Below are 16,611 nucleotides of genomic sequence, written 5' to 3' on the forward strand. Positions count from 1 at the left end.
CAGAGGGCATCCCCTCGGTTACTGCTGAAGTGATTCTCTCGGATGAGGGCCAAGTCGTATTCCGTCTTGGCTTTTTGCGCCTGCTCGCGGCAGCCAGTGTCGGCATGAGCAGGTGTCGGGACGGTGAGCGTCATTGCGCCGACAGTGAGCGTGAGCGCAGCGAAGGCGGTCGCAAAGCGGGTGGGCCTTCCAAGATTCATTTTTCTCCCGCAGGCTGGAGTCGTTTGCGCGCCTCGTGGAATCCACGGGAAGCGCATGGATTTTTTGAAGAGCCGCCCCGCCTCCATTGGGGCCGACGGTCGAGAAGGTAGAACAATACAGAAATACCCGCCGACCGGCCATCACGCAATAGCATCAGCCGGCGAAATGTTTCATCCATACGAAACCCAGCAGCACGGACAAACAAACGTTCCCACCGTACGGCGGAGAACGCGCCACTTCACAACCACCCGGTCAGTCAAACCACCCTCATGTGCGGGGCCCCGGCAGGTTTAACCGACACGTCGACGCCTGTGCGAGCGAACATTGCCGTGAGCCTTCACCGCCAGCTTCACGGCGGACGCCCCCTAAACGCCCCCGGCGTTCCGCCGGGGGCGTCCGCGACCGGAACGGAACCACAGCCATGGCCAAACGGCAGCATGGCTACGCCAAGTACAAGATCGGAGGCTGGCGCTGCGCGACCTGCCGCCGGAGCGTCAGCCGCTACAACTACCGGCGGCACATCGCCGTCGTGAACGGCACTTGGCGCCCTCTGGACGGACGCCGAACCAGTACGCGAGCTCGTACAGCGCCTCCTGGCCCAGGGCCTGAGCGAGTGTGCCGTTGCCAACGCGGCCAGCGTGGAACGCAGTCGAGTCCGCGCCCGCACCGCCCGCGTCGGCAGATCCCGCCACGGAATACCAGTCCGCTGCCGGAACAAGATCCCGTTAATCACCCTGCGGTGGCACGTCCACCGCCCGCCCCGCCTACCTCGCCGACCGCCACGTCCTGGCCGACCGCCGCCTGCGCCACACCTGGATGTTCCACACCTCCGGCCGCCCCACCGCCCTCGAAGTCCGCGCCGGGACCATGCGCACCTGGCTCCTCGACCGGTTCACCACGGTCACCACACCCCTCGAAGACCATGCCGCGCAGGTCGGCAGAACCAGCGCCCGCTACCTGATCACGGGCGACGCCCTCGCCGGGACCTGCGCCGTCGGCGTCTACGCCACCCTGATCTGGCTGACCTCCACCGGCCGCGTCCCGCTCGCCGCGGCCGGCACCGCCGTCATCGCCGTTCAGACCAGCCAGCGCTTGCTTACCCAGCTCGTCACCGGCGTCAACGGCGCCTACAAGACCGGCCTCTACCTCGGCGACTGGGCCGACTTCCTCACCGACGCCGACGCCCGCACCCCCACCCCGCTCACCCGGGCGCCCCTGCTCCGCCGCCTCGAGGTCATCGAAGCGCGCGACGTGTCCTTCACCTACCCCGGCGCCACCCGCCCCGCCCTCGACCACGTCAGCGTCCGCATCCGGCGCGGCGAAGTCCTGGCCGTCGTCGGCGCGAACGGCTCCGGCAAATCCACCCTGGCCAAGCTCCTCGCCGGCCTATACGCCCCCACCACCGGCACAGTCACCTGGGACGGAGTCAGCCTCGCCGACGTCGACCCGACCAGGCATGGAGCCGACTGGCCATGCTTCCGCAGGACTTCGCCCGCTGGCCCGTCACCGCCCGCGAGAACATCACCCTCGGCCAAGGCCTCGGCGACGACGAAGCCGTGCTGGCCGCCGCCCGCGCCTCCGGAGCCGACACGGTCCTCCAGGCTCTGCCCGACGGGCTGGAGACCAACCTCGCCCCGTCCTGGTGGGGCGGACGCGACCTCTCCGGCGGCCAGTGGCAACGCATCGCCGGCGCCCGCGCCTTCTACCGCGAGGACGCCGAGCTCCTCATCTGCGACGAGCCGACCGCCGCCCTCGACCCCCGCGGCGAGGAAGCCGTCTACGACCGCATCCGGACCCTGAGCGAGGGCCGCAGCGTCGTCCTGATCAAAAGGGTGCGGGTGAGCGGTGTCGCGTGCGGTCGGCGGGCCGCAGGCCGTTGCGGCTGCGGCCCGCCGAACTCACCACTCGATACGGACGGCGCCCTTGCAGCCCGGCGTGCCGTTCTGCCCCTTCTGGCCCTTTGCGCCATTCCCCCCGTCGTAGGCCACCTGGTTATCCATGGACCGGCCACTTGCGCCCTGGCCGCCGTAACCGCCGTTGCCGCCGCCGGCGCCGTTGCCGCCGTTGCCACCGCAGCCGTAGATACTGCCGTGTACGCCGGGCGCTCCGTGACCGCCGTTGCCGCGGTCGCCGCCCCGGAAGGACATGCCGCCGTAGCCTCCGTCTCGACCGTCGCCACCAGGGTCGCCGGGCTTGCCGTCGCTCCCGCTCTTGCCCGGCGTGCCGCTCACGAGCTTGATCGGAGCGCCGATGCACTTCATGCCCTGCTCGGTCGGACCGCCGCCCGTGCCGCCCTTGCCCGGTCCCGCTGGCGCGCCGCCCTCGCCGGGGTGGCCCTTGCTGGTCTCGCCGTTGTAGCCGCCCTCACCGCCTCCGCCCCCTGGAGCGGCCTGCGCCGCGCCGCCCGGGGCTCCTCCCGGAGCTACGACGTAGGAGACGTAGCCGCGCTTGGGCATGTAGAGAGCGACTTCCGTCTTGTGGAACAGGGGCCTGTCGGTGGCGGGGCCGGCCTGGGGGCTGGACGCGCCGGCCGAGCCGTTGGTGCCACCGCCGAAGGTGGAACCCTTCGCCTTGCCCTCGCCGCCGCCGGACCCTCCCTGGCTGCCGGCGCCGGGCTGCGACGGAGAGAGTCCGCCGACAGGCGTGTTGTCCACGTCGACCGTCAGGGACGTGCCCTTGGACCCGACCGTGATCTTGCACTGCACGAAGGTGCCCGCGCCTCCACCACCGCCGCCTCCGCCACCGCTGCCGCCGGCTCCGGCGCCGCCACCGCCACCACCGGCGGTGCCGCCGGCCTTCGCGCCGCCTCCGCCACCACCCCCTCCGCCACCGCCCGCACCGCCGCTTCCGGCACCGCCACCGCCCCAGGCCGAGATGGTGAGCTCGGTGACACCCTCAGGGATTTTGAATGTATTGCTCCTGGTGAAGAGGCGGTTGCCGTGTGGCTTCTGCGCGGCCTGCGCGGGCGCAGTCAGCGCCCCGGCCAGCATGCTCGTCACGGCAAGACCCGTCCCCACCCATACCGCCGAGCGTGCGCTCATCGGCTGTTCACAGTACGGCACACCAAATTCCTTACGTTCGTGGATGTTGTTCTCGCGGCGGCTACTGCGCCCTCAGGGGGCCGTCACCACCGTTCTGACCGTCGCTTCCCCTAGTGCGGCGCGGCCCAGTGCGGAAGCCTGAGCACCACCGTCGCCGCCTCTGCCGGCTGCGCCGCCTCTGCCGGCTGCGCCGCCTCTGCCGGCTGCGCCGCCCCTACCGACGGCGAAAGTGAGGGTCGAGCCGGGAGTCACCGTGATCGTGCACCGTGCGTGAGCTCCCCCACCGCCCCCACCAGCGTGCCCCCCGGCTCCACCCCGACCCCCGCTGGCCCGTTCGCTGGCGTGCCCGCCACCTCCGCCGCCTGGCCCCAGAGGTCGGCGGTGATGGAGGAAACGCCCTTGGGCACGGTGAAGGTCGACGTTCCTGGGACGGGGAACCACGTGCTGTGGCTGGGCGCGGCTTGTGCGTCAGGTGCGAGGGGAACGGCAAGAGCCAGGGCGGCCAGAGCGGCCAGCACTCCAGACGCCCGGCCGGTGTTAGTGTGCGTCACGACTTCTCCAATTCGACGAGCCGGCCCGGAAGGGGCGGACGAGTGCGAGCAAAGGGTGCTGCGGGTGCCTGGGCGCGTCGCGCCGTCCCGGGCCCGCGGCTACCGCTGGTGCGGCGTGCGGGCCCGGGACGGGCGCTGTGCTACTTCGCGGCAGCGTCGAGAGTGGCTCCAGCACCGGAGGCGACCGCCTGGGCAGCGGAGTTGGCGGTGTCCTTCAGGGTGGTCACCGGGCCCGGCTCCGGCTGCGAGGGCGAGGAACTGGCCGGCGGCTGCTCCTGCGAGGGCGACGAGGAGCCGCTCTTCGGGTCGTACTGATACGTGTTCGTCACCTTGTGCTCCTTGGTGATCTTGCCTGGGGCGGGGAAGGTGATCTGCACGGGCAGACGCGAGGGACCGTCGTCGCCCGGGCCCGCGGCCAGGGCGAGGGTGCCCTGGCCCAGGGTGATCGCCGACGCGGCGACGGCCACCAGGGCGGCCGCGATGCGGTTACGCGCAGAGAACATCGAGCCTTCACTCCTCTTCGACGGGGGCCCTGCGGCGCCGGGGTCGCAGGGAGAAAACGCCGGACCGTAAAGGGCGAGCGGCTGGCACGTGACGCCAGGAAGTGGTGCGGCGCCGAGATTGCTACCGCTCTCCTCTGCGGCCGGTCAAATCGTCGGATCAGACGACAGCGAACGTACGTGCTGACTGGTGGCACGGCGCGCAGCTACGTTCGCCAAATCGGGGAGTTCCACCACTCAATGGCGGGGCGATACCGGCGGCTCGTAACCCAAGGCGTATGGGCGATACGCACGTGGGAGGCTGTAGGTGGGGGCGTGCGACCGGCGGACGCCGATCACAGCACCCGACCAGGTGATGCCCGTCCACACCACGCTCCGCCTCCACCCCTGCGGGGAAGAACGCACGGCCTGCCGGTCCTCTACCGGATGCGCGCTGCCTCGCACGGGGAAGCCCCGGAGCCCGGTACGATTTCGGCTGTTTTGATGTGATGGCGCTACGCGGCCGAGCCGCGCCCTCCACGACTGTGCCCGGGGCCGCCTCACCAGCCGGCCCCGGGCACAACCACTCGCGCCCCGTCCCGGGAGGAGCGGGGCCCGCACATGGGCGAGCCCAGCCCCGACCCCAGAACTCTGGCCACAACTTCTCCATCACTTAAACGGGTTCCGAAGGACTTTCCAACGCGCAGTCAGGCCCGTTTGGTGCCGAACGCATGGTCGGTCGCCTTCTACTGAGCGGCGCTGAGCAGCCCGGATTGCGGCTGGTCGCCGAAGGGCTGCTGACGGGTCCGCATGGAAGGCGCGTGACGGTGGCGACCGGTGCGCGCGTGGTGCGGGCGGTGCACCGCACCGGGTGTATCGCGGTGCGCACCGGCGATGCGCCGCCAGCCTTGGCCGCCCCGGTGCGCACCAGGTGCGCCGCATTCTGCAGCCGCATCGGGTGCGCCGCACCGTCCGCACTGGCGCGATGTCGGGCACGGAGAGTAAGGCGGTGCGGGTGTGCTGGGAGGGTGGCAGACCCCTTGACCAGGGGGTGACGCACTGGATGCGCCACCTTGACCGGATCCGATAGCGAGTGCGAATCCCCTTGACAACGCTCGCTAGGGGCACTGTATGCCCTGGTATGCATCCGCGATGCGCGGTGGTGAGCGACTCTGTCGGTGACCTTGAGATTCCCCAGCGCGATGGCGTGATCGTCGTGTCGGACGACGTCAGAACGTCAGCGGGTGGCGACACGAGATGTCAGTGGTCGGCGACATGAGGTGTGTCAGTAGGCGGTGACGGCTCGGAGAGCATCCGCAGGCTGTACGCGACGTGGTCGGGCAGGACGTCGACGATGTCGCCGCGGGTGACCATGTCGGCGGTGGCGAGGTCTTCGAGGGCTCGGCGTTGGGCGGCGTCGCCGGTGTCGATTCCGCCGTCGACCCAGACGCGCAGGAGGACCTCCGCTTCGAGGGGCTGGATGCAGCCGCGTACGGATGGGGTGAGGTTCTTCCTTCCGGCGATGGCGTCGGCCTGGTCGGGTCGGAGGATGTCGAGTCGCGGGGCGGCGGTGTACCCGTCGGGCGGTACGTCGCGGAGGGTCAGCGCGCCGCCGGCGTCTGGGTGGGCGTGGGCGTGGTCGAGTGCGGCGTCGAGGCGGGGTGCGGACCACAGCAGGGCGGCCGTGATGCCGTCGGCGGTGAGGGGGCCGTCGGCGTGGGCGAGCGCGGTGATCAGGGTGAGGGCGTCGCGGGCGGGGCCCTGGCGTCGCCGGTCGAGGACTTGTTGTTGGCGGGGCCGTTCGAAGAGGTCGTCCGCTCCGGTCATGAGGTCGGCGGGGTGGATGTCGAGGCGGCGGGCGAGTTCGAGCAGGACGCGGACGGGGAGGTCGGGGAGTTCTTCGAGGTCGATCTGGTGCTCGTGGACGCCGAGGAGGTCGGCGAGTTGCCAGGCGGTCATGCTGGCGGCGAGCAGACGCCGCTTGACGAGGTGTGAGGGGTGCGCGCTGCCGTAGCGGTGGCGCTTGGGGCCCTGCTGTCGGGGGGTGCGGCGGCCGAAGGCTGCGTCGTCGCTGATCACAGGCGGCTGCGGATGTCGTCGCTGAGGGGGGGTGAGGTCGAGGCCGCGGTGGTGCATCCATCCGGCCTGCGTCGCGTCGTGCTGGTCCTCGTCGCCGTGGCGGCAGTGGGAGCGGTGGAGCCAGGCCGGGTTGTGGTGGATGCGGTAGCAGGTGCGCATGACGGCTTCGCGCAGGCCGGGCTCGGGGCTTTTGTCGCCGGGGCTGTCGGGGTGGACGAACAGCGGGTCGGAGTTGGTGGCGCCCTGCTGGCGGCGGTAGGCGAGGTGGGCGGCGAGGAGTGGGGCGGCGTGCTCGGGCAGGAGGACGGGCTTGTCGGATTCGAGGTGGAGGACGTCGAGGGCGGACAGTTCGATGGGGCGGTGGCGGTGGCTCTTCCACTTCCACGGCACGGTGAGGAAGCGGGTCTCCTCGGAGATGTACGGACTGCCGGTGACCGGCAGGCGGATGGCGTGGCCGTCGGGGGCTGTGTTGCCGCAGGTGATCAGGCCGAGCCCGGTGGGTGGGTGGGAGAGGTGGATGGACAGGGCGGTGGCGGCGGCGTCTTCGAGGGTGGCGGCGGCGCGGAGCTTGTCGCAGAGGCGGGCGGTGAGCTGGCTGAGCAGGCGGGTGGTGGGGCCGGCGCCGAGGGTCTCGTACTGCCAGCGCAGCAGGTAGCCGCGGAAGAACAGGGCGGTCTGGATTCCGCGGAGCCGGGCGAGGGCGTGGGCCTGGTCGGGAGCGGGGCCGATGCGGTGGTCGCGGAGGTAGAAGGTCAGGCGGGCGGCGAAGGCGCGGGTGTGCCGCGGGCCGCCGGGGCTGGTGTGGTGGCCGGCCAGGCCGTGGCGGGTCAGCCACTGGTCGGCGAGGTGGACCTCGCGGTCGTAGACGGCGCGTACGGCGGTGAAGGTGTTGCCGGGCAGCTTGTCGCGGCAGTGCGCGAGGAAGACGGGGAAGTCCTGCATGGGCAGGACGGGGCCGGTGCCTTCGGCCCACGGGGTTTTCGTGTCGGCCCGCAGATCTCCGGTGAGGACACGCGGCGGGGGCGGCAGCTCGCGCATGAAGGTGCGGAAGTCGATCGCGTGCAGGCGGTACCCGGCGTCGCGGAAGGCGCGCAGCGGGGCGGGCACGTACGTGTCGTTTTCGGTGGTCGGCCAGATCAGCCACACGGTGGCGTGGGCGCGGCGGCCGAGCTCGGCGAGGAGTTCAAGGGCGGCGCCGGGGAGGCGGTGGGCGCGGTTGATGACGACGTGGCGGGTCTGGTCGGCGGTGAGCTGGGCGGCGGCCTGGGCCCAGGCGTCGGAGGAGGGGATGCGGTCGGTGAGCAGGGTGGAGGGGCTGCGGCCGGTGGCGGTGAGGATGTCCAGGGCGAGGTCGCTTATGCGGCCGCCGGGAGTGGGCCGGACGACGAGGCGTCCGGGGCCTTCGACGGCGGCCAGGCGGCGCACCATGCGGTAGTCGTCACCGGGGTTGTCGACCATGACGATGCGGGGCCCGGCAGGCAGGTCTCGGTTGAAGACCGCGGGGGCGGGGGCGGTGTCAGGCATATAGGCCGCCGCCGAGGAGGGTGAGGGCGTTGTCGATGACCTCGGTGTCGATGTGTTCCCGGCCGGCGTCCTGGCAGATGCTGGCGGCGGTATGGGTGAAGGCGGCCCAGTCGCGCATGGTGCCCTGTCCGTACAGCTCGTCGATCTGCCGCAGCAGGGCGTCGTCGGTCCCTTCGTAGATGGGGTGGTAGGCGCGCATCAGGTCGGGGACTTCCTCGGCGGCCAGCGGGCGGAAGGGCAGGCGGCGGAAGACGCGGGATCGGAGCATCGGTTCGCGGGAGAGGACCTCCCAGCAGCCGTCTCCGCCGACGTAGAGGAGGGCAAACTTTGTCTTGGGCTCGTCGTGCAGGTGCCGCAGCAGTTCGATGCAGTCGCTGTTGAGGCGCTAAGCCTCGTCGACGACGACCAGGCGGCGGGGGTGGGCGAGCAGGTCCAGGAGCCGGTTGGTGATGTGGAAGCGGTTGCGGGACTTGGGCACCTCGGTGCCGGTGAGTTCGGCCAGGAGGTGGTCGGCGACCAGGCGCATGGTCGGGCGGGCGGTGAAGGCGAGTGTGGTGACGGCCGGGCCGCCGCGGGCGGCCTGGTCCTCCAGGGCGGCCTCGACCGCGTAGGTCTTGCCGGTGCCGGCCGGGCCGTGGATGACGCCGGTGGCGTTGTTCTTCACGAGGTCGTCGACGATGCGGTGCGCGAGCTGGAAGGTGCCCGTCGGCAGGGTGGCGGCGCCGGTCAGGTCGGCGAAGTGCCGGGGCATTCAGCTCTCCTTCTTCTGGGGGATCGGGGTGATGCCGAGCAGGGAGGTGGAGGAGCGGGCTCGCAGGGCGGCGTCGCGGGCCTGGCGGGTGGCGATGCGGCCGTTCTTCTCGGCGACGAGCCGGGACTCCTGGGCCGGGGTGCCGTCGCCGGTCATGGGCGCGAGTTCGCGGCGGGAGCGCCGGGAGGCGCGGCGGCGTTCCCGGCCGAGACGTTCGGCCTCGGCGCGGGCGTGGGCGCGGAACGCCTCGGTCTGCTCGGCGGTGAGCTGTCCGGTCGGGTACGCGGTGCACAGGTGCTTGCCGCGTTGGAAGACCTCGATCGTGCGGTCGTCGTGCGGCATGTAGCGGATCTCGACTCTCTGGCCGCCGCGGCCGTGGAGTTCGGGCGCGAGGTAGGACAGGGAGCGGAAGTTGATGCCGTCCTTCTGGACGGTGCGCTCGGTGGAGGCGAGCATCAGGTGGCGCAGCTGGTCGGCGGGGATGCGCCGTAGCGGCGCGGTGTCCTCCATCCACGCCTGGAGCGGGGTGCGGCCGGCCAGCATCCGGTGCGGGCGCTCGGTGTTGTACCAGCGGGCCCAGTCGGCGAACCGGTTCACGAACCGCTCGATGCGCAGCGGGGCGCCGGCGGCGCCTTCGGCGGCGCGCTTGGCGGCGACGGAGTCCTTCACCGGCCCGTACAGGGTGCCGCTCGCGTCGCGGGGGCCGCCGGTGAGCCGGGGAGCTGGGAGATCAGCGTCTGCTCGATCGTGAGGTTCAGCCGCTCGACCTTGCCTTTGCGGTGCGGGGCGAACGCGGGCAGTCGGTGCATGACCACGGCCAGGGCGCCCAGGGCCGCCTCGACGTCGTCGGCGGCGAACTCCAGTCCGCGGTCGATGCGTACGCGCTCGGGCACCGCCCCGAACGGGGATACCTGCGGGTCGTGGAGCATCGCCATGCGCATCGCGGTGAACACCGTGGCGGAGGTCGGGGTGATGGCGATGGCCCAGCCGAGCAGGGCGCGGGTGCCGTCGTCCACCACGGTGGTGATCCACGGCGCGAGCGCCGCGCCCTTGGGAGGCAGCACGAGCAGCGGGAGCTGCTTGTGGTCCATCTCCCAGCACCGGCCGCGCGGGGTGTCCGGGCGGCGCAGGTAGACCGCGGCCGCGCGCCGGCCGGACTCGCCGGTCTTCCACGCCGCGCGTTCGGCCGGGGTGAGCTCGGCGGCGAACGCCCGCTGCAACGTCCGCAGGGTCACCGGCCGGGCGCCGGCCCACCCTTCGGCGAGGAACTGCGGCACCGGCGCCCCGGCCGTCGTGCCGTCCCCGGCGAGCACGGCCTGCCGTGCGCGGTGCAGGGCCGCGATGTTGCCCCGGTAGAACGCGAACGCCTCCAGGTCGGTGTCGCTTAGGAGGTAGTGCGTGCGCGGCTGCCGGGCGGGCCGGGCGGCCGGCGGGGACAGCCACCGCCACACCGTCCGCTCGCTCACCCCGGCGCTGCGGGCGACGGTCCGTACGTGCGCGGCCGTCAGCACGCCGTCGGCGCGCAGCTCCTGGAGCCGGGCCACCGCCGTCCGCCGTACCTCTGCCGCGATCTTGGTCACGGAACGAAGTGTCAGTGGGATGTCGCCGCCCCGAACAGCCCTGCGGCACCACCTCCGCTCGAACAGGTGAACCCTGTCCGAACCGGTTGCGGTGAGGCCCACGGTGCGGCTGGTCCGGACCCCGGTGTCCGCCGTCCCGGAATCGGTCGTTTCCGAGACGGCCGCCCGGCGCGACGGCAGGAGCACGGGAGCCGTCCCGAAAGGCGTCCCGGAACCGGTGGACGCGACGCAGAAGCGGGACGGGTATTCGGGACGGGCAGCCTCGCACGGCCGGGCGGGAGAGGAACACGTGAACGGCGACCTGGACGAGATCGACCGGGCCGAGCTCGTCGAGCGCGAGGCATGCCCGCGGTGCGGGGCACCGCCCGGCTCGGTGTGCCGGACGAACTCCGGCGTCGTCGCCGTCGACTACCACACCGGCCGCTACGCGAAGATCCCCGCGCTCAAGTCCGGGCCCGCGATCCGCATCCCGGCCGCGCGCGGTCCCGGCCGCGCCTGGGAGCCCGGCCCCGAACCCGACCCCGCCGTCGGCGCCGCGCCCGCGCGAGCCGGCGACCGCATCGGCTATGCCCGCGTCTCCAGCAAGGGCCAGGACCTCGCCGGACAGGTCCGCCTCCTCAAGGAAGCCGGCTGCGTGCGCATCTACGTCGAGAAGGTCGGCACCCGCGAGAAGATCCGCCCCGAGTACAACGCCGCACTCGCCGACCTGCGCCCGGCCGACACCCTCACCGTCACGATGCTCGACCGGCTCGGCCGCAACATGGTCGAGCTCATCACCTCCGCGCAGGACCTCGCCGAGCGCGACCACCGCCTTCAGATCCTCGGCGGGCCGCTGTCCGGCATCTACGACCCCCAGGGCGCGGGCAAGGTCCTCTTCGTCGTCTTCGCCGCGATGGCGGAGGTCGAGCGGGAGTTCATCCACGAGCGGACCCTGATCGGCCTGGACACCGCCGCCGCGAACGGCAACCACGGGGGCCGGCCCCCGGCCGTCGACGCCGACATGCTCGCCGTCGCCCTGCGCCGCCGCGACGCGAAGGAGTCCGTCACCGCCATCGCCGAGCACCTCGGCGTCGGCCGCTCCACCCTCTACCGGACGCTGGCCGCGTACGACGAAGCCGCCGCGACCACTGCCACACCCCGTGTCGCCGACCACTGAGGAGTATCGCCGAGGTAAGACCGCAAGCCGCCAGTCGTCGATCTTGGGGTTGGAGTCGACTTCATCCGGGCTCGGCGTGGATCGGCCCGAGAAGTTGAGACGCGGGAGCCCCTGCGGCGGGGTTCGCCTACCTCGTAGAGCCTTCGAACTGGGCGAGGATGCGGCTGGCCCGCAGTGCGCAGGGGCGGAGCGAGCCAACCAACCCTCTACGGGATGTACGTATCGCCTACGGCCGTGATCAAGCCCCGGAGTTCAGGAAGCCACCGGCCTCAAGCTCTGCGAATAAGGTCACCCGCAAAGATGTCAACGCTGCGGATAAACCTGCCGGCCCTTCACACGTGAGGGCGGTTTGGTGGACAAGATGTTGGCGGAGTTGCCTGTGGTCCACCGTGTGACGGGAACGTCTGTTTGCGTGTGTCGTCGCATTTCGCTTAGGTGAAACCTTCCGTCAGCTGATGTTATTGCGCGATGGCCGATCGGGAGGTATTTCTGTTCTGCGCCACCTGGAGAGCTTCCTGGAAGTCGTGGGGCCGTCGCTGTTCTTCCAGCCGCATACGGCGCGGCCCCACGGCTCTTCTCGCACACGCGAAAACCCATCCATCAAAAGGAGCCACACGTGTCTCTGGTGCGTATTCGGCCGGCCGTTCTCGCTCTCGCTGTGGCGGGGGCGCTGTTTGCCTGCCCGGCCATCCCGGCGGCGGCGGACGACGGCCCCGACGGCCTGCGTGTTCCCGCGCAGATCACCTACCCGGCACCGGGCAAGCTGACCCAGGAGCACAAGGTGAGCGACACCTACCAGTACGACCCCAAGGCATCCGGCTCCAGCGGCTCCTCGTCAGCGACCTCCTCCGGTTCCTCGGGAAGCGCCTCCCCGTCGGAACCCGGCGCCGTGACCAACCTCAAGGACACCGCGAACTCCGCTGTCCAGTCCATCACCGCCGGCGTCGGAGCCACCGCCAACTCCGCCCTGCAATAGCCCCGCACAGCCTGAACCGGCCACCCGCCACCGCAGTCGTACCGGCGCGGACACCGCTACCCGCCGCTCGGCCCCGGAGCTGCCCCCTCACCCAGACAGACAGCCCGTCAGACTGCCCGTGGCTGCACCACGCCTCCCCGCACGCGCCGTCATCCCCTGCCCCCCGGCCCGGCTGGAGAAATATGAACCCTCCCGTCCTCAGGCGCGTCCTCACCGCCTTCGCCGCGCTCGCACTCACCACCAGCACAACAGTCATCGCCGCCCCGCCATCTGCTTACGCGGCCGAACCAAAAAGCTGCCGCCAGCTTTTACAAAAGGCCGAAAACGCCGTGAACTTGGCCATCATCAAACTCACCGAGGAACGACTCGGCAGGGCCTGGTATGCCCTGCACGATGCGGACGAACGGTGCGATGACCTCACAGACGAACTGCACCGAGCAGAAGGAGCCGAGGCGGCCGCTATTTCTGACTGGGATACGGGGAAGCCCGAAAGCGCAGAAAAAGAACTCCGAGAAGCGAAATTCTTCCTGCGCAAGGCGATCGACAAATCGGAGAAAGACCGCACGTAGCGCTTGCCCGCACCCGCCTTCTGTGTGCGGCCATGCGCCTGACGCTTTCCGGTCAGCCAAAGGAAGCCGTGCGGACCACCTACCGGTGTTGGCCGGCCGAACCCGGGAGCACCCTGTGGGCGACGTCCATCAGTCGAAATCCCTCAAACACAGCCGGTGAAGGGGACTTCGCGAGTCGATCCGCCACCTCGTCCTGCAGGCCCCGGCCCCGGTGATCGCCCGCATGCTCGGCTACAACGACGACACCACAGCCCGCCTCGCCGAAGAGGCCGGAGGAACCTGGCGCCACTACGCTCCCGGCGACCACTCAAGGTGACCACGAGCCCTCACCCGCCGGGGAATACGGAACCCTCGATTACGCGAGGTCGCCAGGTCGACACCCCACTGACAATCTCGTGTCGTCCGACACGTCGGGCAGGCTCGGCCTGGTTTCCAAGGTCGTTCGTCTTCATGAGGTGAGTCGGTGTCGCTGCGTCCTCGTCCCGGCGAGCAAGTCCCTCTCCTGACCGCGCAGATGGCGCGGGCGAGTAATCCCGCCCGGAGGAGGCGCGCCGTGTTCGACGCCAGCGAGATCATGATCTACCACACAAGTGAACGTCGAGCGACGGGGCCGCCGGTGCCGCTCACCAGGTGATGATGACGGCTCCGTCGCCGCCCTTGCTGCTGGTGGTGCCGGCGTGTCCGTCCCTGGCGGGCTGGCGGTGCTCGGACTGTCCGCTTTCGCCGCTACCGCCGTAGCCCCGTAACCGCCGCGGCCGCCGTCACCGCCGTGTCCGTAGAGCTTGTTGTGGGCGCCGACTGCGCCGTGGCCGCCCTTTCCACCTTTGCCGGGGTTGAAGGCAAGGCCGCCGTATCCGCCGTCGCGTCCCTGGCCGCCCAGGTCACCGGGCTCGCCCGGCTGTCCGGGACTGCCCGCGGTACCGTCTACGCCTTCGATGAACAGACCCTTGCACCGCACGTATTCGACGGTAGCGGCACCGCCCGCTCCTGCGGGCCCCTGACCGGGGGGTCGGCCGCCGTCGCCGGGCGCGCCGTTGCTGTACTCGCCGTTGTAGCCGCCTTCTCCGTGCTGTCCGCCCGGGGCGCCGGGCGCGCCCTTGCCCAGGGAACCGCCTGGTGCGATGGCGTAGCCGTCCGCACCCAATACACCGCTGGACGGCAGTCGTGTAGCGATGGAGGAGTTGAAGGAAGGATCGCCTCCCTTTTCGCTGCTGTGGCCGTCGGTGCCATTGGTGCCGCCATGGGTGATGGTGGTTCCCTTGGCCTTGCCCTTGGCGCCGCCGACGGCGGGAGAGCTTCCGGGGCCAGGGCGGACGGTGCTTGCCCCGCCGACGATGACCGACAGCGCCGACTCGGGCTTGACGAGAAAGTGGCACTTGACGAAGGTACCGCCGCCCCCTCCGCCGCCACCGCCACCGGCGGCGCCTCCGCCACCGGGCCCGCCCGGCCCCCACACCGAGACCGTGACGGCTGTGACGCCGCCGGGGATGTCGAAGGTCCGTGTCCTCGGCGTCGTGTAGGTCTTCATGCCGTGAGGAGCGGCGGCCTGCGCGGTCGGGACGGTGGCTGCGGCCAACAGGCTGGTGACCACCACACCGGAAGCCGCCCACACCAACGGCCGAAGGGCCACGAGGCGGCGTCCGGTGCCGGGCACGGAAGCGGTATTGGTCCTGCTCGACATGCACAACTCCTTGCTTCACCGGCCGGTACTAGGCGCGGTGCGGAAAGTGAGAGACGCCGGGGCCAGCAGAGCCGCGACTGCTGTGGCGGACGCCGGGGTCGCCTGGGCAACCGGCGGGACACCTCACGCGGTGTGACGGGCCCCGGAGGGCAGGACCGGCACCCGCGGGCGGGGCGCTTGGTCCTGCCGGGGGGGGAGGGGGAAGGGCGGACACCATGCCGACGCTTACTCCGGGCGGCAGATTTCTACTTCGCGGCGGAGTCGACGGTGCTGGAGGTACCGGAAAGCGCGGACTGCGCGGTGGAGTTGAGGGTGTCCTTGGCTGCGGTGACCGGGCCCGGCTGGGGGGGGCAGGCGCGGGGCCGGACGAGGGTGGCGGCTGCTCCTCCGAGGACGAGGAGGAGCCCCCATTGGCGTCGTACTGGTAGCTGTCGGTGAGCTTGCGCTCCTTGGTGATCTTCCCAGGGGCGGAGAGACGATCGCCACCGGCAGTTGCCCCAGACCCTCACCGTGGTGATCGTCGGCGAGGGCGGTCGGGGCCTGGCCGAGGATAACCGCCGACGCGGCGGCGGTGACGAAAACCGCGACGACGCGGTGACGGGTAGGCATCTCTTTCTCCATGAGGATCAAGCGGGGTGCGGTGGTGCCGTGGCGAAGCGGCCCTCTTCAGGGCTCAGGCCGACACGGGAGAACGCCGGGAAAGTCGCGGTGTCAGGCAGAGTGGTAGCGCCCGCCGACGGGCCGGTCAAATCGTCCGACGAGCATCTTCTTGAACGTTCGCGCCCACAGTGCCCGCACTGGTGTGGATGTCCCGAACTGCCGTCGCCCACCCGTCACTCGGACGACGGAATCGCATTATCCTCTACCGACAGACCTGCCCCTCGACTCGTGGACTGCCTGCCGGGCAGCCGTCCGTGCTCGACCGTGGCCTGAACCGCCTGTCCGCCCTGCTCAGTGCGCATGCCGGCAACATGCGGCCGGCGGTGGCCAGAGCCTCGGCCGACTATGGCCGGGGAGCAAGCCCTTCACGTCCAGGTGACAGCGGTCCATCCGGCCGGGCCGCGCCCCCGTCCGGGCGGCGGGGCATGGTGCTCGGTGATCCCTTCGTTGCCCGGCCCGAAGGCAGCCGCCCGCCACCGACCGACACAGACTGGTCCGGCCGCACTCCCAGCCGATGCCGGAACCCGCGTCCGGGCCCGACATGCCGGCACACGGCCGGTGGCCGGGGCGGTGCGGTCGCGGGTGAAGCCGAGGGCGCGGGCGAAGTCGTTCGTACCTGACGTGCCCACCTGTCGTCGCCGTCCACCACAGACCCGGCAGATTCCGTTGTCGCCGGTACGACGCGGAGGCCCCCGCGCGCTGCGGTGGCTGCGCCGCGAGGCCCTGCGCATCGCTGACGGACTCGACCCGGAACCGGGTACGGCGGCGCGGTCACTGCGCGGCGGCCTCCACAGGTTCGAGATCTCCGTTGAAGCCCGCTGGACCACTCGCCCACCATGAAGCGTGGCGAAGGCGCGAGCCGAGCTGACGCGCCAGATGGAGTTGGCCGACGGGGCTGAGGGCAAAACTTCGCCAGTTCTGGGCCCCCTCCAGGGCCTGACCAACATGGTGACCGAGCTCCGCCGCCGCGAGACCGGCTTCACCTCGCTCCACGAGAACCTCGACACCGCCACTCGCGGTGGTCGGCTCGTCTCCCACGTCTTCGCCGCCCTGTCGAAGACCATCCGCGAACTCATCGTCTCCGGCATCCGCGAAGGCCTGGCCGCCGCCTGCGTCCGCGGCAAGGTCGGCGGTACTTCCCGTACTGCAACTCCTCACACCCGCGCATGGGGCCTGGGCGGGCTGCGTGCGGCCGGGACGCAACTGCCTCCAAGTCCTCAACGCTGGTTGCTTGTCACCTCAGCGGGAAGGGGATGTCCGGAGGGGTATAGGCGGCGGTCGCGTGAATGCTGCGCGGATCGTAGTAGTCGGACATCCTGTACCTCTGACAGGTGAGAGCCCACTCGTAGAATCCCCGGGTCAG

General features: G+C 70.9%; 12 protein-coding genes and 3 pseudogenes. 6 read left to right on the forward strand and 9 right to left on the reverse strand.

Translation table 11 applies throughout. The features are described 5' to 3' along the window. Positions 1 to 853: 853 nt before the first annotated feature. Positions 854 to 964 (reverse strand): annotated as a pseudogene (locus ACH4PU_RS35450) (transposase); the annotation flags it as partial. Between the two features lie 104 nt (positions 965 to 1,068). On the opposite strand from ACH4PU_RS35450, the pseudogene ACH4PU_RS35455 reads away from it, so the two are divergent. Then, positions 1,069 to 1,581, forward strand: a pseudogene (locus ACH4PU_RS35455) (ATP-binding cassette domain-containing protein); the annotation flags it as partial. 92 nt (positions 1,582 to 1,673) lie between these two features. Continuing rightward, a pseudogene (locus ACH4PU_RS35460) lies at positions 1,674 to 1,889 on the forward strand (ABC transporter ATP-binding protein); the annotation flags it as partial. Between the two features lie 210 nt (positions 1,890 to 2,099). Here ACH4PU_RS35460 and ACH4PU_RS35465 read toward each other — a convergent pair. From ACH4PU_RS35465 to ACH4PU_RS35495, 7 genes are all read right to left on the reverse strand, one after another. Then, positions 2,100 to 3,263 carry a hypothetical protein gene (locus ACH4PU_RS35465; protein ID WP_398281975.1) on the reverse strand — a complete coding sequence of 388 codons (1,164 nt, stop codon included), beginning with the start codon at positions 3,261 to 3,263 and terminating at the stop codon, positions 2,100 to 2,102. A gap of 670 nt (positions 3,264 to 3,933) precedes the next feature. After that, positions 3,934 to 4,296: a hypothetical protein gene (locus ACH4PU_RS35470; RefSeq protein ID WP_398281936.1), complete on the reverse strand. Its 363-nt coding sequence runs from the start codon at positions 4,294 to 4,296 to the stop codon at positions 3,934 to 3,936. A gap of 1,236 nt (positions 4,297 to 5,532) precedes the next feature. Further along, entirely contained in the window at positions 5,533 to 7,875 is a 2,343-nt protein-coding gene (locus ACH4PU_RS35475; RefSeq protein WP_398281938.1) for a hypothetical protein, read from the reverse strand. Then, positions 7,868 to 8,143, reverse strand: coding sequence for a hypothetical protein (locus ACH4PU_RS35480; RefSeq protein WP_398281941.1), 276 nt, complete (start codon positions 8,141 to 8,143; stop codon positions 7,868 to 7,870). The genes ACH4PU_RS35475 and ACH4PU_RS35480 overlap by 8 nt, the downstream gene beginning before the upstream one ends. A 117-nt stretch (positions 8,144 to 8,260) precedes the next feature. Continuing rightward, on the reverse strand, positions 8,261 to 8,626 hold the full coding sequence (locus tag ACH4PU_RS35485; RefSeq protein ID WP_398281944.1) for an AAA family ATPase: 366 nt from the start codon (positions 8,624 to 8,626) through the stop codon (positions 8,261 to 8,263). Then, positions 8,627 to 9,295: a Mu transposase C-terminal domain-containing protein gene (locus ACH4PU_RS35490; RefSeq protein WP_398281947.1), complete on the reverse strand. Its 669-nt coding sequence runs from the start codon at positions 9,293 to 9,295 to the stop codon at positions 8,627 to 8,629. After that, complete coding sequence (locus ACH4PU_RS35495; RefSeq protein ID WP_398281950.1) at positions 9,292 to 10,206, reverse strand: transposase family protein; 915 nt, start codon at positions 10,204 to 10,206, stop codon at positions 9,292 to 9,294. The genes ACH4PU_RS35490 and ACH4PU_RS35495 overlap by 4 nt, the downstream gene beginning before the upstream one ends. Before the next feature lie 289 nt (positions 10,207 to 10,495). Here ACH4PU_RS35495 and ACH4PU_RS35500 point away from each other — a divergent pair, with 289 nt between their 5' ends. The 3 genes from ACH4PU_RS35500 (at position 10,496) to ACH4PU_RS35510 (ending at position 12,907) form a co-directional block, all read left to right on the forward strand. Further along, positions 10,496 to 11,362 carry a recombinase family protein gene (locus tag ACH4PU_RS35500; RefSeq protein ID WP_398281953.1) on the forward strand — a complete coding sequence of 289 codons (867 nt, stop codon included), beginning with the start codon at positions 10,496 to 10,498 and terminating at the stop codon, positions 11,360 to 11,362. Between the two features lie 616 nt (positions 11,363 to 11,978). Beyond that, entirely contained in the window at positions 11,979 to 12,338 is a 360-nt protein-coding gene (locus tag ACH4PU_RS35505; protein ID WP_398281956.1) for a hypothetical protein, read from the forward strand. A 182-nt stretch (positions 12,339 to 12,520) separates the two neighbouring features. Beyond that, the gene (locus ACH4PU_RS35510; RefSeq protein ID WP_398281959.1) at positions 12,521 to 12,907 is read left to right on the forward strand and encodes a hypothetical protein; all 387 of its coding nucleotides are present in this window, start codon (positions 12,521 to 12,523) and stop codon (positions 12,905 to 12,907) included. A gap of 448 nt (positions 12,908 to 13,355) precedes the next feature. Here ACH4PU_RS35510 and ACH4PU_RS35515 read toward each other — a convergent pair whose 3' ends face one another. Next, positions 13,356 to 14,588 carry a hypothetical protein gene (locus tag ACH4PU_RS35515; RefSeq protein WP_398281961.1) on the reverse strand — a complete coding sequence of 411 codons (1,233 nt, stop codon included), beginning with the start codon at positions 14,586 to 14,588 and terminating at the stop codon, positions 13,356 to 13,358. A gap of 1,605 nt (positions 14,589 to 16,193) precedes the next feature. Here ACH4PU_RS35515 and ACH4PU_RS35520 point away from each other — a divergent pair. Then, a complete protein-coding gene (locus tag ACH4PU_RS35520; RefSeq protein ID WP_398281970.1) occupies positions 16,194 to 16,583 on the forward strand; it encodes a recombinase family protein in 390 nt (129 codons plus the stop codon). The last annotated feature ends 28 nt before the right edge of the window (positions 16,584 to 16,611 follow it).

Source organism: Streptomyces sp. NPDC021100 (genome assembly GCF_044333095.1).
Taxonomy (GTDB): domain Bacteria; phylum Actinomycetota; class Actinomycetes; order Streptomycetales; family Streptomycetaceae; genus Streptomyces.

Coding starts and splice junctions, on each gene's coding strand:
- ACH4PU_RS35470 (WP_398281936.1), bottom strand. CDS start 4,296: ATGTTCTCTGCGCGTAACCGCATCGCGGCCGCCCTGGTGGCCGTCGCC.
- ACH4PU_RS35475 (WP_398281938.1), bottom strand. CDS start 7,875: ATGCCTGACACCGCCCCCGCCCCCGCGGTCTTCAACCGAGACCTGCCT.
- ACH4PU_RS35480 (WP_398281941.1), bottom strand. CDS start 8,143: ATGCTCCGATCCCGCGTCTTCCGCCGCCTGCCCTTCCGCCCGCTGGCC.
- ACH4PU_RS35485 (WP_398281944.1), bottom strand. CDS start 8,626: ATGCCCCGGCACTTCGCCGACCTGACCGGCGCCGCCACCCTGCCGACG.
- ACH4PU_RS35510 (WP_398281959.1), top strand. CDS start 12,521: ATGAACCCTCCCGTCCTCAGGCGCGTCCTCACCGCCTTCGCCGCGCTC.
- ACH4PU_RS35515 (WP_398281961.1), bottom strand. CDS start 14,588: ATGTCGAGCAGGACCAATACCGCTTCCGTGCCCGGCACCGGACGCCGC.
- ACH4PU_RS35520 (WP_398281970.1), top strand. CDS start 16,194: ATGGTGACCGAGCTCCGCCGCCGCGAGACCGGCTTCACCTCGCTCCAC.